The organism is Acetivibrio mesophilus, from assembly GCF_004102745.1.
Lineage (GTDB): Bacteria > Bacillota > Clostridia > Acetivibrionales > Acetivibrionaceae > Hungateiclostridium > Hungateiclostridium mesophilum.
In genome coordinates this window covers 201174-222573 of sequence record NZ_RLII01000001.1, presented here as the reverse complement: position 1 = coordinate 222573, position 21400 = coordinate 201174, and the positions used below count along the sequence as shown (strand labels likewise).

Here is a 21400-nt window from a genome sequence, read left to right as displayed (position 1 = left end):
AGTTATATATTGAATATGCTATTTATCAACGGTTTCAAAGTTTTTTGATATAAAAAAACAATGACCCCCTTTTTTCTGATATAATTGAGTTCACCACAAACAAAAAAACACAGAAAGGTTGGTCATCGTTTGAACTCAATTATATCATTTTTAGTAGCATATAATCAATTTTTACTTTCTCAAAAAAAATATATGTGAATATGATCTTTACATGCAGTTGCTTCTATAATTTCAACTTCCGATTAAGCCTCAATAAACACCACCAATTCCATTTCACCCGAATCCTCAAGCCTCTTTATCAAAATGTCTCCTCCCAATTTCATGGCAATCGTTTTTGCTTCAAACAGACCGATTCCGCTGCCTTCCGTGTTCACTGAATTGGAACCTCTCCAGAAGTTGCCAAATACGAAAGGAAGCTCCTTTTCCGGTAGCAATTCCCCTTTATTTCTGACAGAGAAAAAGAAGCCTTCGTCATTTTTTTCCGCACTGACCGTAATCCCCTCTCCATTTCCGTACTTAACAGCATTTTCCATAAGCTGTGAAAGAATCCTCAAAAGGCCCTTTTTATCAGAATTTATAATAGCATTGGTTTCTGTAGATATGGTAAATGGGATGTGAAGTGTTTTCAATCTGTTTTCATATTCGGCTCTAATATAATCCAACAATTCCGTTACATAAAACAACTCCGGGCTGGGTTCAAATGCAACCATGCCGCTTGTAGTATTCTCTAACATCTTTTTTACCAGATCGATAATGTCATCAGCATTTTTTTCTATCTTGCGTGCAATGACCGCATCCTTTTCATCAGGCACACCGTCCTCCTGATACAGTCCTGTCTCAATGGCAGATGCATACAACTTCACATTGGAAACGGGAGTTTTTATTCCATGGACCAGCGTGGTAAGCATCGTCTGCCTTTCATATAACATCTTATCAATATGATTTCTGTCACTCTGAATCTTGTCACTGAGCATGTTAATTCCCCATATAAATTTCCCGAAATACCTGCTCTTCGATTCGGGAAGCTTTTCCGTCATATATCCCTTGGATAATCTCTCCGGATATTCTGAGAATTTTAAAAACGGGTATATAACCGCTTTTTCTATGAAAATCAAAAAAGAAAGGAGCAGCAAAAAACCGGCAGCCAATACCGCATTCATATATACATGCAAAGCTTTCGAATTGCTGTCTGAATATACAAAAAGAAGAAATCCGGCATTTTCCCCATTTTTATTCTTTATCGTTGTCAGCCGCTGGTTCCCACTATATGAAACAAGTTGGGCATCAGAGGTATTGCCGTCCAGAAACAGAATATTTTCGGGAAGTTCCTCTTTGCTGTATTCATTTTTATACTGCTGTTGATTATCAAGATAAATATTCCGGATTATTTCATTTACATCAGGATATTCTTCACTACGGTACTGAGTCTGGACCTGCGTGGAAATACGATTGATAAATATATTTCTGATGTCTGTTTTTTGGGTTACCCCACGGTCAAAAAATATATTTGCCAGAATTACAATTATCACATATATCAAGCACGGCGCTATAAATAGATATTTCAACCGTTTCATTTTTCAATACTTCCTCCGAATTTGTATCCGATCTTCCATACTGTCTGAATGAGTACCGGATTTTTCGGATCCTCCTCCAACTTCTCTCTCAGCCACCTTATGTATACCGTAAGGGAGCTCATCTCACTAAAGCAGTCAGCACCCCACACCTCATTGAACAGTACTTCTTTTTTAATAACCTTCTCAGGATGCTTTAGAAAATATTCCAGTACATCAAATTCCTTGCCGGTAATGTTTATCTGCCTGTTATTTTTGAAAACGGTCCTGTCGTTTACATTCATCGAAATATTGCGATAAGTGAGAATCTCCTTGTCCTCACGCATATCATAGCTTCTTCGTATAAGGGCCTTGATCTTTGAGGATAGAACAGGAAAGGAAAAGGGGTTATCGATATAATCATCGGCGCCTACCTCCAGCCCCAGAATCTTGCTTTGGTCATCAGTTTTCGCACTCATCATCAGAACCGGTATCCCATGCTTTTTGCGAAGCTGCTGAAGCGCTTCATAGCCATCCATTCCCGGAAGCATGACGTCAAGAAGCAGAATCTTAAATGCTGCTTTCTCAACCAACTTAAGTCCTTCTTCGGCACTGGTCTTCCATTCCACCGTATACCCGTCCCTTATAAGAAAATCCCTGATAAGAATACCAAGTTCTTCATTATCCTCAATAATCAGAATATCCTGCATGCTATTCCTCATTCCTATAGTACGTCCCCACATCAATAAAATCCGGTTTGTCAATTACTCCTTCAGTTCCGGTAAATGCAACCTGAATCTTTCCTGTTTCATAGTCCACAATAATAAGATCAACTGTTCCAGAACTATGTATATTCACAACATCATACTGATTTACTTTTTCGCCTGTAATCAAGTTCTTGACATCAGTCACCGAAAATTTATCTTTCTCGCTGACCAATTTGTTGTATTTTGCCCATCGAACAATATTGCTTTCATTGCCTGCAAAGCTGTCCTGATTTCCTTTTGCAGCATAAGAATTAACCACGCATAAGCTGTCCTTATTATCCCATGAAATTCCATTCATGATCGAAGTATTTTCATCTCTTAATATCGAGAAACCCTTACCCGCATCAGAAACTTCCTTCACACAGTTTTCTGCGCAGTATGAATTATTTTCATCTGTGATGATCAGATTATGGCAAAAGGTGTAATCCCCGCTGTTTTCCACCAGATAACTGCCGACATCTTTTGCATTTTTGTACATCTCAAGAGCATGTCTGATATCAAAAGTATAACACTTTTTTCCCTCGGAAACAAAGGGCATTTGTGAAATAGATCCGACATCCAATATTGCCACAAAAACGCCGTCATCATTTATCGCTGAGATGATATCAAGTAACCCAAGCATGCCGATACTTGTAAAGGATTTATCTCCATTTTTAAAATGTGTTACTGCATTCACAAAGCCTAACTGATTCTCACTTCCAAGTGACCATTCGAGAACCCGTAATGTAATCGGCTTCCCGCTTTGGGTTTTGTCTCCCCACAGAGACAGGGCGCTACATGACGTAGGCCTTAACGCATCGGGAACCATCTGGACTATTATGGCTTCCTCGTAACTTAGCACCCCATCTTCACTAAATCCATGCACCCCACCTGAAATACGGCCGGCATATGCGCTTAATTCTTCTTTGTACCTTTTATCCAGACTTTCAAAGAGGGTATACATTCTCTCTTCCACTGCAGATGCTTCATAAGTATTTCCACCAAATGCAGCCCTGATATTTTCATAAATATAGGCTCCATTATTTGGGGATAATCCGGGAAAACCTTTAGAATCATTTCAGCATATGCAGTGCCAACTTCACCGGGAGTACCGTTTTCATAATCGAGAGTCACATCATAATACTCTTTATACACAATTATGGAGCAAAGTTCATTTTCCGATTTATACTCTGCTATATATGTAGGAGTAATCCCCTCATTGGTATAAGTTTTCTGCTGAGAAGTCTGATAAGAATCAACCGGGACAAGATTCGATTCATCTCCTTTTGGAATTACAAAATCTGTATATGAGGGTGCACCGTTTGAACACCCGGTTAAAATCAAAATAAAACATAAGAAAATTAACAATAAACTCTTTTTATTCATCTTTCACTCTCCAAATCTGAATCTGATTCATTGGTGCAAGTGCAGGTATAGTCACAACGGTTACAAGTGCCAGTACAGCAGCAGGAATAAGTATAAAATTGCTTATCGGATTGACCACAACTGTAAACTCCGTAACTCTCATAATACTTGAAGCCAGTTTAGCCAATACATACCCACCGACCACGCCGGTAAAAATATTAGCAAGCACAATAGAAACTGCCACCAGAATAAGGATTCGAAGGTAATGCCAGAGCTTAGCCGTAAGACTACTGAAGCCCATGCTTTTTAGAAGCGCTATGTCTGAAGTTTCCTCCTCGATAAATATATTCTGGTACAGCACCGTAAGAGAAATAAGTACAGCTGCAGTGACTATTGACAAAATCACAATAAGTAGGTCAAAAACCGAAACATAGTCTCCAAGATATTCTTCAACTACATCGTCTTTATGGACAAACTTGATTTCGTCTTCCGAATAAAGGCTCTGCATTCTGTCAAAATAATAATCATACTCATCGGGATTGCAGTCTATAACTCTGCTAAACAATTCACAATTTTCCGCAAGCTGAACTCCATTAAATTCATTTGATGTGAATATCTGCGAAACACTTGAACCCATTGATTCCAGATAACAGGTCACAATGAAATCTTCTGTCACCTCGGATGAAGTAATATGATTACTGTCGTATTTTTTAAAACTTATGGACACAGTGTCACCCAATTCAATGCCTTGGTTCTTTGCAAAGTATGAAGGAATGGCAATCTCATTGTAAAGCTTCGGCGCATGTCCTTTTGTAATAACCAGGTCATCAACTGTATAGTTTCCACTGTATAATGCAACAACATTACTTTTGCCGTCAACTATCATATTGGATATAGAATACATCTTGCATTCCACATGTGCCGGTATTCCGTTCGCTGCAAAATTATCATTAATAAGTTTATACGCCCCTTCCAGGCTTCCTGCTTTTTGACATAGCTTAGCCAAATATTCATCACTCGGTTCAATAGCAAATTCCACCCGTCCCATTATAAGGTATTTCTGTAAATAATCAGCGGAACACACAGAATCCTTTGTTCTGACAACAAGCAGTATTATACTGATTCCAAATACATAAGCCAGTATCAGAAAAACGTATCTTTTAAGTTTTTTCAGGATATCGCTTAGTGCCAGGAACATAGGGATACCTGTTCTTCGTGCTTTATAAAGAGAAAAACCCGAAAGTTTCTTAAATCTTTCACCCCTGTTCTCACCGTGTATGGCATCCATTACGCTGATTCTGTTTATTCTTCTTAATGAAAGAATTGTAATTAGGGCAATAAAGAATACACAGATTATCATCCCAAGAATCGAAATAATGATGCATATATTGAGCGAAGGAAAAATTATATCATACATAAACCGGTTAATAAAAATCCTGCCTAACCATATTGCTGCGGGAATACTTAAAAGACCGCCGACAACCGCAAACGCAAAATACTTAACAGCAAACAGTATCTTATATGAAAAAGAATGCACACCGATGGCCTTCATCATGCCGATTTCCCGTTCTTCCCTTTTGATAGCGGATTTCAGATTGAAACTAATGGTAATGAAAATCATCGCCATCAGAAAAACCGCAATAAATCCCAGAATGATAGATACCAACAATGCGATTATTCCGGTATCGGATAAAAATAAACACTTGGTGAGCTTTATATCTCCATGCGACTCTTCTAATAGCTGCATTATATCTGTGCAAATATCCATTATCGCATCTATATAATCACTTTCTTTGAAATCTGCTTTGATCTCATATAAATCACTCTTTAACGGAAACTCCGAATAAAGCAATTTCCTGTCTTCTTCCGAGACAATAAAATAATATAGCGAATTTGAGGAAACGGGATTTTTGAAAATCTCAGATATTCCCAGTTCATACACATTTCCCATTTGCGTGGTAATACGCATTTTATCACCGATATTGCTTTTTGTAAGTTCTGCAATCCTCTGAGGTATGGCAACATGACCGTTTTCTACATAGAAGGGTCTATCCTCCATATTATACGACAGATTCATATTCTCCGGCAGCCCCGTTATCACATATCGGAAATAATCTAAAAATCCACTTTCAGGACTGTTATCAAAACGCACCCTTCCCGAATCAAGCTTAACCACTTCTCTTCGGGTTATCTGTGTAATCTCAGGAATTTTCTTCAGTTCTTCTTCCACCATCTGCCGGTTTCCTTCAGGGTCATCCACGCTCTGTTCTAATGTAATTGTCAAATCCGAAGAATTGCAGCTTTCATATGTAATATCCGTTTGCACTACTATACAGTAAAGCATAACAAGACATATTGACATAAATATTGAAGCCATTATCATAAACAGTAACAGAACGATATTGAGGACTTTTTTATCTTTCAAATCTCTTTTTAGCATTCTCCAAAACATATGACTACCATCCCATCTCATTCAGCCAGTTCTTGATTTTTCTTTCTCTGACCGCAAGTTCACCAAAATCATTCATCTTCCCAAGCACGATTTCACCCTGAATATTTCCATCCACCAGATAAATGATTCTGTCCGAAATCGATGCCACCTTCTCGCTATGGGTTACCATCATTACCGTCGTTCCATTCTTATTGGCCTTGAGTATTTCCTGCACTACTTCAAGAGATGCTTTTGAATTGAGCGCGCCGGTAGGTTCATCTGCGAACAGAACCTTAGGATTGTTGATAAGTGCCCTGCAAAGACACGCCCTCTGAAGCTGTCCTCCCGATACCTCTGTGATTTCCCTGTCGGCAGTATCAATTATCCCGAGTCTGTTCATCAGTTCTTTTGCCCTTTTGTTCACTTCCTCGCGGCTTTGAACCTTCGCCTGGTATCCCGGAAGAATGATATTGTCCATAATGCAGAGCTTCTTCATCATGTACATCTGCTGGAAGATGAATCCCATTTTCAGCAGTCTGATATTCAGGAGCTGCTTCTCATTCATCTGTGTCAGGTCTTCTCCGTCAAACAGCACCTTTCCGGAAGTAACGGTATCCATTCCGCTTATGGAATATAGAAGCGTTGATTTGCCGGAACCGGAAGGCCCCATTACCGAAACTAGCTCGCCCTCTTCGATTTTCAGATTTACATTCTGCAAAACATTGTTGCTGTATTTGTCAATGATATATGTTTTGCAGAGATCCTTTGTTTCCAAAACTGTTTTGCTCATCTTTTTCTCCCTAAAATCAAACCTGCTTTATTTTATGAGTTCATTCTACTCCTTCTTTTCTTAAAAAGTCCTTAAAAAGCAAAAAAATTATTCATTTTTCAGACTTGGGATTATGAATAATAATACTTAATCAATTCACTTGCTTTATTATCCCTTTTATATAAACATGTTGTGTAGTATTTTACTTAATTAAGCTTTTGATTTAATATGCTTTTCAACTTCACGCTACAAGCCCTTCATATAAGTTTTTTTGCATTTTTCAACTCTCATTTACTGTTTCAAAATTACCATGCCATACTCCATTGCATATTATTGTTTCCAAAGGAAAACTTATAATATTTGCATGGTATTTTCTCTTCTATCTTGGTATATATTCCGGGGAGTTCTTCTCGCTGCTTCCCAATCTTCTAATGTGAGAACAGGGATGCCCGTATGCTCTGAAAACTCTTTGCGTGACATCCCTGTACCTTCTCTTAATTCTTTTATAGTCTTGGCTGTATCCATAGTTTTACCTCGCATTGCGTTTCTATTGTCTCACTATACACATATAACAACAATTCGCAATGCGTGATCATTACTATTTCACTTTAACCTCGATTTTACCTCGCGCTTTTCTTCCGGAGCATTTTATCTGGTAAACTCCTTTTTCTTGTATCTCCACCTCAAAATTTCCAAATTCATTATACGTATTTCCATAGAATACAGGTTTCTCATTTTCTTTACCTATACTTATATATAATTCTCCTCCGTCGCCTTCATGGGTTACATATACTGTATCACCCGTCTTTAATTCATACTCTTTCACAATAGCCTTATTCAAAAGCTCTGCCTCGATTGTAAATCCATTTTCACCGTCAATCAATTTGTAATTCGACAAGGAAGACCAAAGGATCATGCCCACCATTACAAGCACACCTATGATAAGTCCGGCGAAAATACAACCATACTTTATTTTTAAGTTGTTCTCTGGATAAAGACTCTTCTCATATTTATAATATTGTATTGTAAACCAACCAAATAATGTAATGTACAATAACCCTGAAACTAAAAATAAAAACGATAATACATCCTGAACAACACTTCCACCACCATAGCCTCTAGAATTCATAAAGAGCTGCGGCATAATGATACCGAAAAAAATCACAATTAAAGGCACCACTCTGCCTTTAAAAACTCGCTTCATCATATCCAATCTTGAATCATCATCGCAAAAAATCTCTTCATTAGAATTCACTTCGTCTGACACCTTACGAAAATAGCTATATCCTACAAAATCAAACATGTACTCCCAACCACAGTCAGAAAACATCTGGACATATTCACTCTTATTGGCTAGTCCTTCCTTATTGTAATCCAGTCTATATATTACATTCTCAGGCTGACACTGTTCAAATTGATAGAATCCAGGAAAGGTAACTTTCGTAAATTTCCATCCGTTTTTATGCATTGTATTAAGATATTCCTCCTCCTGTTTATACTGAGGAATAGAAAATAATTTGAATTCTGTCTTCGTTTTTCCCATTATCTCATCTCCTTCATATTCTCATATAATCTCTCAATTCGTTTCATTTCTATTTCTAACACTTCCCTTCCAAGTTCTGTAATTACATATATTTTTCTTTTATCCTCTTCTTTTACAAATCGAATCAGACCATCTTTTTCCATCTTTGATAGACTTCCATACATAGTTCCCGGGGCTAAAATGATATCTCCACATGTTAATTCCTTAACCCTTTGTACAATTCCGTAACCATGGCTAGGTTCCTTCAAACATAGCAAAATATAAAATCCTGTCTCGGTCATAGGAACGTACACTTTTTTTATATGCGCATTCATCACTATTTTCTCCCTTATATTATTCGAAGTATCGCAGTGTTATATATCGCACTTCGTTATATATTATATATCACACTGCGACATATGTGTCAACAAAAAAGAGAGCCAATATTTTATTGACTCTCATACTTATTCTCATTATTCTAATACTATTCGCTCACACGCTGACTCCTATACTATCTCGGCACACAGTTTGTGTCATTTTTGAAAAGCCACCGTTCGCGGGAACATATCAACAAGCCTTTCTTTCTAAATAACGGAAGCCTTACAAAGATGATTGCTATTTTGGAAGGTGGATTTGTCGTACTGGTCTATTTCCGCAAAAGGACAAAGTTTAGTGGTCAGCTTTTGGCAACTTACTTTAATTGAAGAAAACTCTTTCCAATTTCTGTGATATGGAGTCTTTTTAAGATGCCTTAATGTCATTGACGCCTCCTAATTATAACAAAAACATTATTAACTTTATAATAATACTATTTTATTTATAATCCATAAAGTTCTATAATAAACTAAAAGGAGGTCAATGACTTGAAAAGCAAAAAACACGTTTACAGAAAATTGTTTGCGTCTACCTTTTACTTAAGTGCTTTTACCTTTGGTGGAGGATACGTCATTATACCATTGATGAAAAAAAAATTTGTAGATGATTTACAATGGATTGAGGAAGATGAAATGTTAAATTTCACAGCTATTGCACAATCCTCACCCGGACCAGTTGCCGTCAACGTAGCGATGCTGCTGGGGTATCGTATTGCAGGAGTATTAGGTGCTCTAGTAACAATTTTAGGTACAATTTTACCACCTCTAATAACTCTTTCTGTTATCTCCATTTTTTACACTGCATTTCGCGATAACGCTGTAGTAAATGCAGTTCTAAAAGGAATGCAAGCTGGGGTTGCTGCTGTTATTGCAGATGTAGTTATGAACCTCGGCGGTAATGTCTTTAAGCAAAAGGACATAGTATCTGTAATTATTATGGTGGGCGCATTTATTGCTACATTTTTCTTAGGGATTAACGTTATGTATATTATTTTAGTGTGTGGATGTATCGGAGCGGTAAAGCTTCTGATCCAAATGAAAAAAGTCCAAAAGGACGGTGATCCTCAATGATACTGCTAGAACTTTTTTGGAGCTTTTTTCAAATCGGCATGTTTAGCATTGGTGGTGGCATGGCTGCAATCCCACTGATTCAAAATCAAGTAGTTAATTTGCACCATTGGCTGACATTAACGGAATTTACCGACCTCATTACTATTGCGGAAATGACACCCGGACCCATTGCCATCAATTCAGCCACTTTTGTGGGAATTAGAATTGCTGGTATTCCAGGAGCGATTGTTGCTACTATTGGATGTATAATGCCATCCTGTATTATCGTTTCACTCCTGGCATGGATTTATTTCAAATTCAAAGAGTTGGCCGTTGTACAAGGAGTATTGTCTGGTCTAAGACCTACCATAGTAGCGCTGATTGCATCAGCAGGGTTGTCGATTTTTATACTGACTGTATGGGGAGAAGAGGGCTTTTCAACAAATCCTCAAACAAGCAACTTGGTTTCTGTTTTATTATTTACTGTGGCTATTTTCATTTTACGGAAGTGGAAACCGAATCCTATTTATGTAATGCTGGGATCAGGCATTATCGGCGGAGCAATTTACTTGTTGATATAGGTAGAAAATGAAACTACGAATATATTAAGAATTGTTTATTGATGTTTGAAACTCTCCTAAAATGAATTGCTCCGACATTGGAATAATGCCGAAGCAATTCAAGTATAGGAAATTATAATTCAAAGGCCGGTTTTATTCTCCACATTCATCGTGATGCTCATGTTCATGGCAAACAGAACCAGTAGATTTAAGAGAACCCTGCAGGTATGCTTCTACTGCTACTTTGGCATCACCTCTTGCCCCAACAATAACCTCGATGTTCCTTTCATTAAAAATGTCAACTGCACCTCCTCCCATACCACCACTGATGATGACGTTTACTCCACGGTCGGCAAGAAAATTGGGCAAAAATCCAGGTCTGTGTCCTGGGTTCGTAATTGTTTCACTTTTGATGATTTTATTGTTTTCGGTGTCAAAAATCATAAACCCTTCGCAATGTCCAAAGTGCTCAGTCACCATTTTGTTATCACTTGCTACAGCAATTTTTATCATAGTTGGTCTCCTCCATTCTTTTACTCTGAATATATTCATCAAGTATCCTTGCAGCTTGCTCAACAAGTTCTGCACAAGGACGCTTTTTATATTAATTATCATTTCTGGTCTCGGGTATAGGATTATCATGCTTTATTGAAATACCTAAAAGCTCCCTGCATATGATTGATCCGTTTTCATTTCCAAATTGTTTTGCCAAATCTTGAACTAGCTCATAATGTTCTGCTTTTGCATTTTTGCTGGATGAATCTGTGTAACCGTATTTCATGCCGGCAACCATAAACATTCCTGTCACAGCACCACATACTTCCCGCAACCTACCCATACCTCCTCCGAAAGAAGAGGCAATTTTTAATGCTGTTTCCATGTCCAGCCCCGTTTCATCACAAAAAGCAGCAAAAACAGATTGAGAGCAATTGAAGCCTTTTCTAAACAATTCTTTTGCCAAATCTGAATGTGCACTCATTTATTATCTTCCTCAATGCTTTTCTCCAATACTTTTGCTACAGGCTCAAGCCAATCACCATCAAAAAGTTCTATCATACCATTATCACAGGCGGCAGAAATTTTGGGGTTGACCGGAAGCTTAGCAAGCACTTTTAAATTATGCTTTTCGGCAATTTCGTCAATATGGCTGTCGCCGAAAATTTTGTGTTCCTTACCGCAATCTGGACATTTAAAAAAGGACATATTTTCTACTAATCCTATGATAGGGATATTCATCATTTCAGCCATCTTAACAGCTTTTGATACTATCATTGATACAAGTTCCTGAGGCGAGGTCACAACAATAATCCCATCAACAGCAATGGATTGAATAACCTTTTTATGCTGCTCATTTCATGTGGTTTCTCGGAGAAATCATTTTTATTTTCCTTTCTTTCTGTACAGTCCTCCGAGCAACTGCTGCAGCTTTGATTGCAATTTTCACTCATAATTTTATCTCCATCTCCTATATTTTAGATTGCTATCACGAAGTAACAAGGTTCCCGGAATCGATCAGCAATCATCGATTGCGTTGATGGGTGGGATTCTTATTTCACTACCTGCTGAGAGATAATCAATATTATCGCCCATGACAGCTTTAAGCCTGTTATATGATTCTATACCTGTGCAATGGCAGGTGTAAAATTTTACATTTGTATCCATTAGGTACTTGCTTATTTTATCTATCATCTCGGAGTCCTCATTGCTTCCCGATGAACGGCTGGAAAGATGAAATCCACCTATCACATAGTTAGGCATACGTCTTTTTAAGTCATGGAAGTATTCAAGAATATTTTCAATACCATTATGGGCGCAGCCTGTTACCAAAAGCGTCTTTCCTGCCTCCTCTATAATGAGGTTTTGCTCATGCGCAAAAGTATCCTGTACTATTTTGTCATCATGCTTCATAAGCAAACTGTCATTTGACTTTGGTAGAGGTTCCTTTCTGGTAATATTTGAGAACACTTGAACCCCCTTGCTGATAAAGAAGCGGTCTGATGTAAATCCAATTCGCTTGTTTTGCTTCAATTCCTCATCCAAGCCAATATACTCCCGTTCATCACCCAAACGCAAAGCATAGTATTTTTCAAATGCCAGTTGGTGTATGAATACCTCGGCTTTCGTGTTTTCACGCAAAAAAGCTCTTAGTCCTCCACCATGATCATAATGCCCATGCGAAACAATCAGATAATCAACCTCAGAGATATCTACATTCAGCTTTTTTGCATTTTCAAGAAACAACTCACTAGCGCCAACATCAAAAAGAATTTTGTGACTATTTGATTCTATATAAAGGCTAAGTCCGTGTTCGCTGCCAAAGTCTTTGGATAGCGCTGTATTCTCAACTAATGCTTTGATAATCATGACCTCAGCCCACCACCTTCTTCAAACAGCAGTTCCATTGTCTTGCTATAAACTACTTTCACTGCTGCACCTGATGTACAGTCTATATCAACAATTGTCTGTCCATTATTAATTGCTTTTACTGCGTCCGAATCAAAGGGGATTCTACCCATAAGGCTAATCCCTTGGTTTATACAGAAGTTTTCTATCTTTTCTGTGTTTTGCATATTTGGATCAAACTTATTGATACATACTGCCGTCTTTACGCCAAATTTCTCCGCTGTATTTATAATCCGCTCCATATCACTGATGCCAGATATGGAGGGTTCGGCCACAATTAACACCATATCAACACCGCTCAAAGACGCTATAACCGGGCACCCTATACCGGGAGAACCGTCAATAATGGCAAACTCCACATCAACTGCTGCTGACTTTATTTGCTTTTTTACCTCGGTAACCAACATTCCGGAGGTTCCGCTGCCCATTTTTAGCTGCGCTGTAGAAAATACTTTTTCCCCATCTGTATATAACAGCAGTTCACCGGCTACAGCAGGTTTTAAAGTCACAGCCCCAACAGGGCAAACAAGCTCGCAAACCCCGCAGCCTTCACAGGCAAAAGGATCTACCTTGTATTTCCCATCTGCTGATATAGCTTCAAATCGGCAGTTTTGCATGCATTGTCCGCACTCTAGGCACAGTTCTGTATCTATCTTTGCTTTCGGCAAACCATAATAGTCTTTTTTCTTTGGCAGGGAGTTTTGCTTTGTTATAAGATGCAGGTTAGGTGCATCAACATCACAATCCGCATAAGCGCGAGCCTTAGACAGCTTGATAAAGGCGCTTGCTATGGTTGTCTTTCCAGTACCTCCTTTACCACTAAGAATCAGAAGTTGTTTCATTATGCACCTCCTTTTTCACATCCTCCAGCAAAGAAGAAAAGATTGTACGATATTTTTCACTTTTCCTTACAGCAATTTCTGCATTTGAATTCAATGATCCAAGCTCATTATCAAATGGTATTCGTCCTAAAATCTGAATACCTTTTTCTATGCAGAATTTTTCCGACGGATTTTCACCGTCAAGACACTTGTTTAAAACCACTCCCAACGGCTTATTAAATAACTTGACCAGTTCATATACCATGTTAAGATTATGAACTCCAAACAATGTAGGCTCAGCTACTAATATACAGTAGTCTGCATCCTTGATGCTTTCCATGACGATACAGGCGCTTCCGGGAGGGCAGTCAATAAATACTGTCTTGTCTCTTTCATGTTCATTCTCATCAAGCAGCTTTTTTATTATGGGTATCCCGGAAGGCTCACCAGGATTCAATATTCCTGTATATACCGTTACCTTCTCTGAAGTCCCTTTTTGCACTCTACCGATAAGCTTTTCTTTCTCTGTCAATGCCTTCTCAGGGCAAAGCAAGATACATCCACCGCAAGAATGGCAAACATCTTTAAATACTATCAGTTTATCTTTTATATAAGCAAGAGCATTGAACTTGCAAAATTCAACACACCTTCGGCATCCTCTGCACAGATTTCCATCCACCTTTGGAATTTTGACTGAAATTTCTTCTTCAACGATATCCTTGGGCTTAAAGAATAGATGTCCATTTGGTTCCTCAACATCACAGTCTATATAGGTTGATGTTTTGGCTACCGCAGCCAAATTTACTGATACCAACGTTTTTCCTGTGCCGCCCTTGCCGCTTAGCACAGCGATTTTCATATTATTTGCCTCCGTGTCCATGAAATCCGGCATGTATTTCATTCAGCAAAGGAAGCTTTCCAGCAATGAAGGCATCGATATTATCCTTAGCTGAAGCAGTTGTCGTTTTAAATATTTCGATCTCCGCAGATTTAAGCACGTCAGCAGCATTTTCTCCTAAGCGGGGAGTAAGCAAAATATTTACTTTATTATCTGCTATCATTTGTGCAGCTTTAATACCTGCTCCGCCTGTACTTGCTGCCGCACTATTGTCAAGGAACACACTTTTCTGGGTATCGGTATCATAAATCAGAAAGTAGGGAGTACGTCCAAAGGATACACACACATTTGAGTTCAAACTTTTCTCATCTACCGGAATTGCTATCTTCATAAAATCCTCCGTTCTATTTGCTTAAATTTTACAGGCGCATAATAATATCCGTGACCTTTTCAGAATATATAATCAGTCACCTTGGTCCTCGCCATCTGTAAAGCATCTGCCGCGCCTTTGTTTACGGCAGCCGCGACCGCAGCCGTTCCCAAAGCCGTCGCAAAGCCTGTATTCACCTCCCTCTATCAACAGGACCTTTCCGTTGACTAATGACTCAGCTATTTTTTTCTAGCCTCATTATAAATTCCTTGAACGGTACTGCGGGCCACATTCATCTTGGTAGCACACTCTTCTTGTGTAAACCCCTCCAAATCGATAAGTCTTATTGTTTCATACTCATCAACGGTCATGATCACATAGTTTTCTGCCTTCGCAGATGTATCAAGAGGGCCAAATTTATTAATCTCAGGCAAACAGCAAACTTTTCTCCATTTCATCGGTCTAGGCATAATCTTTCACCCCCATTCAAATCAGAAATAAACAGAGCGTCCTCCAGTTATCTCTGATACCCGTTATAGGTTCTCTAATTGCTCTTGGTATGTTATTCACCTTCTCGTGGTTTATGGCATATGCCATTTACCTTTATTATACGTCGTTTATGGCATATGTCAATAACTATTGCAAGTTTTTCAAAATATAAAGGCCACCGACCAAGAAAAATTTCTTCTCAACCGATAGCCGTTAATTCAACTTACATCTCTATATCAATCTCAACATTTGACTTAAACTCTATAGAGATCTTTGCATCATGTATTGTTATTCTCTCAATAAGCTTTCTTACTAACTGCTCATCATATTCCTCTAGTTCATAGGATTGATCATTCAAAAACTCAGTCATTTCTGCGATGCGTTCCCGCTTTCCTTCCCGCTAGGCATTCTCAGCCAGTATGTTCTGCTTAGGTTCGCGTAGGTGATAAATCTCATCAGCCACTTTTTACTTCCTAACACCTCATTGATTGCCTTTACACAGCCTCTTGCAGCGTAGCTTCACTAATAGTCCGAGAGGGGCAATCCGATCCCTTTTCCTCAAGACGGCTGACACATCTCCAAACGATGGATTTGCATCCTCTGTTGTTCCAATGCACCCCACGGTAAATATCCCCGCAGTGTAAGAAGTACTTAAATAAATTAATGGAGACGAATATATACCTACTTCTCACATCTAATCTGTCAACTCAACCCTATCGCTTTTAGGGCAGTTGATGTGTTTCCGCAAACAATAAAAATAAGGGGTTCCTGACATTATCACCTCAGGCAAAAAAGCTGAGAGAAAGGAGCAATGTCTGGAAACCCTTTATTTATAAGTATTTCGAGCGTTCTATTTATCAACCCTTGACATCAATACTACGCACTCAACATGGCTCGAGAGGATTTTAATAATGTTAGCATATCCGCCATTTTTGCAAATCTTGCTTAGATAACATTCAGTAATAGTCCACCGCCTATTTTGACCCAATTTTCTGTACACTTTTTCAAAAGTGGTGTAGGCATATTGTGGACAAAATGCAGGTTGTGGCGATAGATAGGATGTCATGTAGCGATTTCGTTGACAGATATGCAAAACAATTTATTCATGGAACGCATTAGGTAAGCAATATAGTCATTCTTCCGTTGGCGGGTCAAAATCATCATCCGTACATTTCCTAATAATATACTTCGTTTTGTCCACGGGCAATGGCGCCTCTTCTTCTGAAAAATACTCGATATTCACTACTTCTACGATTGCAGTGTGGTTGTCCTTTCCGGCAGGAACCAGTACAAAATCCCCAACCTCTATACTATCGTCATCAGTAAGATAATAATAACTCTTGTATCCTTCATCAAAGGTAACACTGCAAAAGATATAATCATTTTTGCGACGTTTTACTTTGTTGTAAACGGATGGGTCGAGTATTTCTCCAAAGCCATAAAATCTCATGACATTAAACACTGTTTCCGCGAACTCTGCCCAATCATCCGGTAGTCCATTTTTATCATATGTCCCTTTGATAATACGTGGCATTCTTTTTTTGAAATCAAGGGTGATTATATAATCCTTGGTTTCGTTTGGTGATTCAACAACATCCGGAGGATTGCCCACAACATTAAGGAACAAATCATCAGCTTCCAGATCATCGAGCAAACTTTCAATGCCACCCTCGACTTTATATTTACGAGAAACAACGCAACCGGTTCCAATATTCTGAATATGCTCGATAGTCTCCGATTTTCTGTCAACTATCAGTTGTTCGGTATAATCCCAAGTAACGTATTCTGTGTTATTATTGATAGGTTGTTTTGGTTTGATACGTGTAACCCGGTGATAATCCACTCTGATTCGATTCACTTTATCCGGTTTACAATTACCATCGAATACATATAAATCATCCATCTTTAGTGAGTCTCTGATAAGGTCTGAAAGATCAGTACCGTCAACCTCGAAATCAGCACACAGGGAACCTCTAAATTTGAATATTTCATCATCCGTGTTGGTTAGTTCCATTTGCCAGTCTCCGATGTCGGTTGCAAAAATCTCATTATATTCCTGACTGAAATAAGCAGCAACGGAATTCAGAACTTTTGTAGCCACTTCTTTTTCTATTTTATAGTTCTTAGTTCTGGCTTTTTCGTATTCTCCAAACCCTTGTCCATATGTAAAAGCAGAAAACCATACCTGTCCTTCAGCATTGATTGTAAGATGCTGTTCCACCTCATCTGTAGGTTCCGGGTATGGACCATAGCAAATATTGTTAGACACAATACGGACTTTTTTAGGAGTTCCTTCAAATATAAAAGGATTTTTCTCAGATAGTATAGCCAATCGACTTAAAGCCAGAATAAACCATGACCGATTTTTGAATTCCAGGATTTCTTCTCCGGTATATGCCCAATGATTAAAATATCTCCATCGAGAATAGACAGCGGAACCCAGGAGTTCAATATCATTTACTTCATCAATAATCTTATTAAGTTCCTCGTAATCGTTGGCAGCTTTACCATACCTTTCAGAAAAGGCATCACCACAGTCCATCTTAAATCCAAGTGCGTCACAATCATCTGCCATATAGTGGTCTACCAGTTCTATGTAATTGATTTTCTGGTCACGAAATTTATCGCACCATTTTACTGCAAAATCATGGACTTGTCTCATATCTGCCACTGTGGTCACCTCCATTTTTTATCGTTATTCTTTAGTGTTGAATTTTCCTTTTGTTAGTATTGTAAGTGCAGTACCTCCAACAAAAGCTGCCACACCAGCTATTGCTTTTCCTGCATCCTTGATCTGTTTAATGCGTTCGTTTCTGCAATTTTCACAATAATTATGTTTATATCCCTTTGGGAGAGTTCTTTGGCATTTCTTATTCTTGCACTTCCTAATCTCCATAATTTTTGCCTCCTAAAAGCTTTTGTTCTTCGTTAAAAGGTAATGCCTGGATTTTCTTTTTAATATCGGGTAGCGTTTTCGACCAATAATTTTCTGGTGATGGGTCTATCAAATCCAATCTCTCTATTAAACCTTCTGTTTCAAGATATGTTTTTTGTAAATACTCTGCATAATACTGAAGGCTTTGCTGTGCCGCCTCTGTTTCTCCCATTTCCTGATAAGCAATTGCCTCAGTTAACGAAACCATATTCACTGCGCATAGGCTTTCTCGAATTTCATTCATTCTCGAGTTCACCTTTTCCGGAGCGGCACCAGAGATGAGTTTTCCCCAGAATGACTCCGGCTGATTCTTTATAAAAGTCAGATTAGCTTTCTGACTCTGCATTAAAAGGTTTCTGCTATCTTCTGCATCGTTCGCAATCCGCAATAAAGCCATTGCTTTTATTTCTGGATTTCTTATAGTCATTGCCTGCAATAATTTCTGTTGGCAACTATATGCTGTTGCCAATCTGTCATATTCTTGCCCTTGCCGAACCTCTTCAACTGCAACCTGTATAAGTTGTATCTGTTCTGCAATTTGTGCCATCTGCATTTGAGTGGCATAACTCGTCATAGCCTGGGATATTTCCGGTGTAACTTTTACGCTCTCAAGAGAAACCGTTGATACTATTTTATTGGTTTCCGGATTCACAAGGTTTGCCATCAGAGACCCATCTTTTTTGGTCATCAGTTTTAATGCACCATTAGCAATCTTAGATTTCTGCTCATCAGTCAAAATGGCTTGGAACGTTACCTCCGGCATACTTGCCTTTATTGCGTTAATAAATGCAGGTGCAGAATAAAGCATCTCTTCAATCTTAGATAATGTAGCTTTTGCGTTTCTAATTAATGGCTTAGCAACTTCTGGCACAGATGAAAAATATTCATCTACATCAGTACAATAGTCTGAAATATCAACTATCTCAATCTCATCTGGAGAAGTATTAATTGTGTCATCCATATGTACACCTACCTTTTACTACTGCATTCTATAATACAAGTTGTAAATTTAGCGAATCAACATTTACAATAATATCTTCACAAGTTCCGCCTTAATAAGGTTCCTGCGTTCGTTCATAAATTGTTGAAAATTAGCATAGCTGTACTCCATTTGGGGAAGGTAGTTTATTGTTCTATACTGAATTTTGTCACTGTCAGTCTTGTACTGGTCATTGAACCATTTATCAAAATCTGTATTCAATTTTTCTTCATTCAACTGTGCCGCCAAGAGTTGCAAGTTGCTGATGTCATTAACCGCATCAATGTATTCGTCCAGTTTATCTTCCGGCACACCCATTTTACGAAGGTATGGTTTCTTGAATTTGCTCTTTGGATACATATGGTCTACATGAAATTTATTGCTGAAGTCTAACGAAGGATACAAGAGCATAAGGGTTGATAAAGTATCTTTTTCACCATATTTCAATTTCAGCAAGTACTCTTCAATATCATCTTCTGTAAATTGAATAGACTTATTTGTTCCTTTAAATTTTTCAATAATCTCATGAATAGGGAAGTCGGAAGAAACATTATTCTTTATAATTTCACGAATAGGTCTGATTACATTATCGGGCTGACCACTGAATGCTTTCTTTAACAAGGAAAGAATAAGCCACTTTTTAATTTTTGCCCGGGTTTCCTTCGTAGTGCTCGAATAAACAAAATTATCCGGCATTCCGATTTTAAGCAAATAATATGCAATAGGAATGAGTGCATTATATGAACTCAAGGTTTCGCCGGAATAACCGAAAGACGATACCAGATTAACTGATTGCTTGATTGCCTTTTTGATGTTATCCCAATTTGCCTCAATCTTCATCATGTTAGGCTTATTGAAATTATCAACTTTAAATGCTATGTCAGAAAAATCTGTAAGTACAAGTGCGGCTTTCAAAACGAAATCCTTATTAATTCTGAAACCATCACCAATTGAATTTACATCATCAACAAATTCTGTAATTTCTTCTCTTGCATCGTGTGTTTGCCATTGTGCAGATGCGATTGAAAGCAAAAGGTCTGAATATGTAAGTACTGTACCACCGCTATTTACACGGATAAAGATGTTTAATACCTTATCCAGCTCGGTGGATTTTTCCTTGTAGTAGCTTAGGGTAAGAGAAGTATGAATCACTTTATGTAGTTGTGAAAGTGTATTTGTAGCAAACTTGGCCTGCTCTCTCGTATATTGATGGTCTTCGGAATAGCTGATGTTATCGGTCACATAAGTGGCCACATCTCCCAAATCTTTCATATCCAGAATCTTACCGACTTCAAACCAGTATTCATCATCTGTATTTTTCACATCATTGCATATCAAAAACTGAAAATCATATTTATTACTGCTGTCCTTTGCCGGAGAAATTAAATTCAGATATAACTTTCTAACAGGGTAGGCATTTTCGTTTTTCTTTTGTTTGTATTTAAGTCTATATGCATAAGATCCCTTTAATCCTATGTATAATGAAGTCAAACGCTGCTGTCCATCAAGAACAGCCGTCACACCATCTGCTCCTTTGAGGTCTGCTTTTTTGTTATGAGTTGATGTCTTTTCATGGTAATTTTTTAAGAATTCATAAAAATCATAATAGCCAAGTTTATCTTTACTAATCTCCCAGAATAGGAATGCCCCAATTGGGTAATCTTGCATCAAACTATCAAAGAGTGTTTCAATTTGGGTAGTATCCCACACATATTCTCGTTGAATCGAAGGCAGAACATACTTGTTGTTAGAAATATCTTTCATAACCTCCGCTATAGTCAATGGTGTTTCGTAAGCCATAATTATTCCTCCATCTCTTTATTTTGATCCCGTTTTACATACGTCAGCACTATATCATAACCAAGAGCTTCCATCATCTGCACAAAAGTCTTGTTTACTACTCCATCCTGTTTTTTTATTATGCGATTCACATAAGATTTTGTAGTGTTGATTTCCTCCGCTATTTTTGCCTGTGTTATTCCTTCCTCTATACACTTAACTTTAAAATCAAGTTCTATATTATTTTTAATCATGTTCGGCACCTCTGCTTATATGATATCAACTTGTTTCACAAATCAGACAACTTATTATACTTTATTTTTATGTAAAATTCAATGCCCTAAACGTAATTCGATGGCAGATTATAGCAAAAGACACCTCGCAATTCTGCAAGGCGCCCTTTTCATAACAATCTCTTA

General features: G+C 38.1%; 25 protein-coding genes and 3 pseudogenes. 2 read left to right on the top strand and 26 right to left on the bottom strand.

All coding sequences use genetic code 11. The features are described 5' to 3' along the window. Positions 1–242: 242 nt before the first annotated feature. The 10 genes from EFD62_RS01110 to EFD62_RS17430 all read right to left on the bottom strand — a co-directional run bounded on the left by EFD62_RS01110 (position 243) and on the right by EFD62_RS17430 (position 9144). Positions 243–1574: a sensor histidine kinase gene (locus EFD62_RS01110; protein WP_069194682.1), complete on the bottom strand. Its 1332-nt coding sequence runs from the start codon at positions 1572–1574 to the stop codon at positions 243–245. After that, complete coding sequence (locus EFD62_RS01105; RefSeq protein WP_162302494.1) at positions 1571–2260, bottom strand: response regulator transcription factor; 690 nt, start codon at positions 2258–2260, stop codon at positions 1571–1573. Before EFD62_RS01105 ends, EFD62_RS01110 begins: the two co-directional genes overlap by 4 nt. Position 2261: 1 nt before the next feature. Then, positions 2262–3272 carry a C45 family autoproteolytic acyltransferase/hydolase gene (locus EFD62_RS01100; protein WP_128705614.1) on the bottom strand — a complete coding sequence of 337 codons (1011 nt, stop codon included), beginning with the start codon at positions 3270–3272 and terminating at the stop codon, positions 2262–2264. Further along, complete coding sequence (locus EFD62_RS01095; protein ID WP_128705613.1) at positions 3212–3682, bottom strand: hypothetical protein; 471 nt, start codon at positions 3680–3682, stop codon at positions 3212–3214. Before EFD62_RS01095 ends, EFD62_RS01100 begins: the two co-directional genes overlap by 61 nt. Then, positions 3675–6113, bottom strand: coding sequence for an FtsX-like permease family protein (locus EFD62_RS01090; RefSeq protein WP_162302493.1), 2439 nt, complete (start codon positions 6111–6113; stop codon positions 3675–3677). The genes EFD62_RS01095 and EFD62_RS01090 overlap by 8 nt, the downstream gene beginning before the upstream one ends. Positions 6114–6117: 4 nt before the next feature. After that, on the bottom strand, positions 6118–6882 hold the full coding sequence (locus EFD62_RS01085) for an ABC transporter ATP-binding protein (protein WP_069194686.1): 765 nt from the start codon (positions 6880–6882) through the stop codon (positions 6118–6120). A gap of 330 nt (positions 6883–7212) precedes the next feature. Next, entirely contained in the window at positions 7213–7386 is a 174-nt protein-coding gene (locus EFD62_RS01080) for a helix-turn-helix domain-containing protein (protein ID WP_128705611.1), read from the bottom strand. Positions 7387–7459: 73 nt separating this feature from the next. Further along, complete coding sequence (locus EFD62_RS01075; RefSeq protein ID WP_069194687.1) at positions 7460–8404, bottom strand: DUF2812 domain-containing protein; 945 nt, start codon at positions 8402–8404, stop codon at positions 7460–7462. Then, the gene (locus EFD62_RS01070; protein WP_069194688.1) at positions 8404–8718 is read right to left on the bottom strand and encodes a PadR family transcriptional regulator; all 315 of its coding nucleotides are present in this window, start codon (positions 8716–8718) and stop codon (positions 8404–8406) included. Before EFD62_RS01070 ends, EFD62_RS01075 begins: the two co-directional genes overlap by 1 nt. 249 nt (positions 8719–8967) lie before the next feature. Further along, positions 8968–9144 (bottom strand): hypothetical protein, encoded by a 177-nt coding sequence (locus EFD62_RS17430; protein ID WP_155522879.1) that lies wholly within the window; start codon positions 9142–9144, stop codon positions 8968–8970. A gap of 102 nt (positions 9145–9246) precedes the next feature. Between EFD62_RS17430 and EFD62_RS01065 the strand changes: the two genes are divergently transcribed. Together EFD62_RS01065 and EFD62_RS01060 are read left to right on the top strand one after the other, a co-directional pair. Beyond that, on the top strand, positions 9247–9828 hold the full coding sequence (locus tag EFD62_RS01065) for a chromate transporter (protein WP_069194689.1): 582 nt from the start codon (positions 9247–9249) through the stop codon (positions 9826–9828). After that, positions 9825–10388, top strand: coding sequence for a chromate transporter (locus EFD62_RS01060; RefSeq protein WP_069194690.1), 564 nt, complete (start codon positions 9825–9827; stop codon positions 10386–10388). Before EFD62_RS01065 ends, EFD62_RS01060 begins: the two co-directional genes overlap by 4 nt. Positions 10389–10520: 132 nt before the next feature. Here the strand turns inward: EFD62_RS01060 and EFD62_RS01055 are convergent, their stop codons facing one another. The 16 genes and pseudogenes from EFD62_RS01055 to EFD62_RS00990 form a co-directional block, all read right to left on the bottom strand. Further along, positions 10521–10880, bottom strand: coding sequence for a NifB/NifX family molybdenum-iron cluster-binding protein (locus EFD62_RS01055; RefSeq protein ID WP_069194691.1), 360 nt, complete (start codon positions 10878–10880; stop codon positions 10521–10523). Beyond that, positions 10855–11346 (bottom strand): annotated as a pseudogene (locus EFD62_RS01050) (C-GCAxxG-C-C family protein). Before EFD62_RS01050 ends, EFD62_RS01055 begins: the two are co-directional and overlap by 26 nt. Then, positions 11343–11702, bottom strand: a pseudogene (locus EFD62_RS01045) (P-loop NTPase); the annotation flags it as partial. The pseudogenes EFD62_RS01050 and EFD62_RS01045, both read right to left, overlap by 4 nt. Then, complete coding sequence (locus tag EFD62_RS18285; protein WP_407921080.1) at positions 11663–11815, bottom strand: hypothetical protein; 153 nt, start codon at positions 11813–11815, stop codon at positions 11663–11665. The pseudogene EFD62_RS01045 and the gene EFD62_RS18285, both read right to left, overlap by 40 nt. Before the next feature lie 64 nt (positions 11816–11879). Further along, a complete protein-coding gene (locus EFD62_RS01040) occupies positions 11880–12731 on the bottom strand; it encodes an MBL fold metallo-hydrolase (RefSeq protein WP_128705610.1) in 852 nt (283 codons plus the stop codon). Next, entirely contained in the window at positions 12728–13612 is an 885-nt protein-coding gene (locus EFD62_RS01035) for an ATP-binding protein (RefSeq protein ID WP_069194694.1), read from the bottom strand. The genes EFD62_RS01040 and EFD62_RS01035 overlap by 4 nt, the downstream gene beginning before the upstream one ends. After that, positions 13590–14450 carry a nucleotide-binding protein gene (locus tag EFD62_RS01030; protein ID WP_069194695.1) on the bottom strand — a complete coding sequence of 287 codons (861 nt, stop codon included), beginning with the start codon at positions 14448–14450 and terminating at the stop codon, positions 13590–13592. The genes EFD62_RS01035 and EFD62_RS01030 overlap by 23 nt, the downstream gene beginning before the upstream one ends. 1 nt (position 14451) lies before the next feature. Continuing rightward, complete coding sequence (locus EFD62_RS01025; protein ID WP_128705609.1) at positions 14452–14820, bottom strand: NifB/NifX family molybdenum-iron cluster-binding protein; 369 nt, start codon at positions 14818–14820, stop codon at positions 14452–14454. Between the two features lie 72 nt (positions 14821–14892). After that, positions 14893–15269: pseudogene (locus EFD62_RS01020) on the bottom strand (DUF134 domain-containing protein). 242 nt (positions 15270–15511) lie between these two features. Continuing rightward, positions 15512–15658, bottom strand: a complete 147-nt coding sequence (locus EFD62_RS17960; RefSeq protein WP_069194697.1) for an integrase — start codon at positions 15656–15658, stop codon at positions 15512–15514. 124 nt (positions 15659–15782) lie between these two features. Next, positions 15783–15905 carry a zinc ribbon domain-containing protein gene (locus EFD62_RS17955; RefSeq protein WP_235832522.1) on the bottom strand — a complete coding sequence of 41 codons (123 nt, stop codon included), beginning with the start codon at positions 15903–15905 and terminating at the stop codon, positions 15783–15785. A 515-nt stretch (positions 15906–16420) separates the two neighbouring features. After that, positions 16421–17959, bottom strand: coding sequence for a hypothetical protein (locus EFD62_RS01010; protein ID WP_407921079.1), 1539 nt, complete (start codon positions 17957–17959; stop codon positions 16421–16423). 24 nt (positions 17960–17983) lie between these two features. Continuing rightward, positions 17984–18184, bottom strand: coding sequence for a hypothetical protein (locus EFD62_RS01005; protein WP_069194699.1), 201 nt, complete (start codon positions 18182–18184; stop codon positions 17984–17986). Next, complete coding sequence (locus EFD62_RS01000; protein ID WP_083225162.1) at positions 18174–19184, bottom strand: hypothetical protein; 1011 nt, start codon at positions 19182–19184, stop codon at positions 18174–18176. The genes EFD62_RS01005 and EFD62_RS01000 overlap by 11 nt, the downstream gene beginning before the upstream one ends. Before the next feature lie 63 nt (positions 19185–19247). Next, positions 19248–21002, bottom strand: coding sequence for a DUF262 domain-containing protein (locus EFD62_RS00995; protein WP_069194700.1), 1755 nt, complete (start codon positions 21000–21002; stop codon positions 19248–19250). Positions 21003–21004: 2 nt separating this feature from the next. Further along, positions 21005–21235 carry a helix-turn-helix domain-containing protein gene (locus EFD62_RS00990; RefSeq protein WP_069194701.1) on the bottom strand — a complete coding sequence of 77 codons (231 nt, stop codon included), beginning with the start codon at positions 21233–21235 and terminating at the stop codon, positions 21005–21007. Positions 21236–21400 lie beyond the last annotated feature (165 nt).

Bases quoted from the DNA above. Each gene is read 5' to 3' on its own strand.
- EFD62_RS01110 (WP_069194682.1), bottom strand. From the start codon at position 1,574: ATGAAACGGTTGAAATATCTATTTATAGCGCCGTGCTTGATATATGTG.
- EFD62_RS01105 (WP_162302494.1), bottom strand. From the start codon at position 2,260: ATGCAGGATATTCTGATTATTGAGGATAATGAAGAACTTGGTATTCTT.
- EFD62_RS01095 (WP_128705613.1), bottom strand. From the start codon at position 3,682: ATGAATAAAAAGAGTTTATTGTTAATTTTCTTATGTTTTATTTTGATT.
- EFD62_RS01090 (WP_162302493.1), bottom strand. From the start codon at position 6,113: ATGTTTTGGAGAATGCTAAAAAGAGATTTGAAAGATAAAAAAGTCCTC.
- EFD62_RS01085 (WP_069194686.1), bottom strand. From the start codon at position 6,882: ATGAGCAAAACAGTTTTGGAAACAAAGGATCTCTGCAAAACATATATC.
- EFD62_RS01080 (WP_128705611.1), bottom strand. From the start codon at position 7,386: ATGGATACAGCCAAGACTATAAAAGAATTAAGAGAAGGTACAGGGATG.
- EFD62_RS01075 (WP_069194687.1), bottom strand. From the start codon at position 8,404: ATGGGAAAAACGAAGACAGAATTCAAATTATTTTCTATTCCTCAGTAT.
- EFD62_RS01070 (WP_069194688.1), bottom strand. From the start codon at position 8,718: ATGAATGCGCATATAAAAAAAGTGTACGTTCCTATGACCGAGACAGGA.
- EFD62_RS17430 (WP_155522879.1), bottom strand. From the start codon at position 9,144: ATGACATTAAGGCATCTTAAAAAGACTCCATATCACAGAAATTGGAAA.
- EFD62_RS01060 (WP_069194690.1), top strand. From the start codon at position 9,825: ATGATACTGCTAGAACTTTTTTGGAGCTTTTTTCAAATCGGCATGTTT.
- EFD62_RS01055 (WP_069194691.1), bottom strand. From the start codon at position 10,880: ATGATAAAAATTGCTGTAGCAAGTGATAACAAAATGGTGACTGAGCAC.
- EFD62_RS18285 (WP_407921080.1), bottom strand. From the start codon at position 11,815: ATGAGTGAAAATTGCAATCAAAGCTGCAGCAGTTGCTCGGAGGACTGT.
- EFD62_RS01040 (WP_128705610.1), bottom strand. From the start codon at position 12,731: ATGATTATCAAAGCATTAGTTGAGAATACAGCGCTATCCAAAGACTTT.
- EFD62_RS01035 (WP_069194694.1), bottom strand. From the start codon at position 13,612: ATGAAACAACTTCTGATTCTTAGTGGTAAAGGAGGTACTGGAAAGACA.
- EFD62_RS01030 (WP_069194695.1), bottom strand. From the start codon at position 14,450: ATGAAAATCGCTGTGCTAAGCGGCAAGGGCGGCACAGGAAAAACGTTG.
- EFD62_RS01025 (WP_128705609.1), bottom strand. From the start codon at position 14,820: ATGAAGATAGCAATTCCGGTAGATGAGAAAAGTTTGAACTCAAATGTG.
- EFD62_RS17960 (WP_069194697.1), bottom strand. From the start codon at position 15,658: ATGACTGAGTTTTTGAATGATCAATCCTATGAACTAGAGGAATATGAT.
- EFD62_RS01005 (WP_069194699.1), bottom strand. From the start codon at position 18,184: ATGGAGATTAGGAAGTGCAAGAATAAGAAATGCCAAAGAACTCTCCCA.
- EFD62_RS01000 (WP_083225162.1), bottom strand. From the start codon at position 19,184: ATGGATGACACAATTAATACTTCTCCAGATGAGATTGAGATAGTTGAT.
- EFD62_RS00995 (WP_069194700.1), bottom strand. From the start codon at position 21,002: ATGGCTTACGAAACACCATTGACTATAGCGGAGGTTATGAAAGATATT.
- EFD62_RS00990 (WP_069194701.1), bottom strand. From the start codon at position 21,235: ATGATTAAAAATAATATAGAACTTGATTTTAAAGTTAAGTGTATAGAG.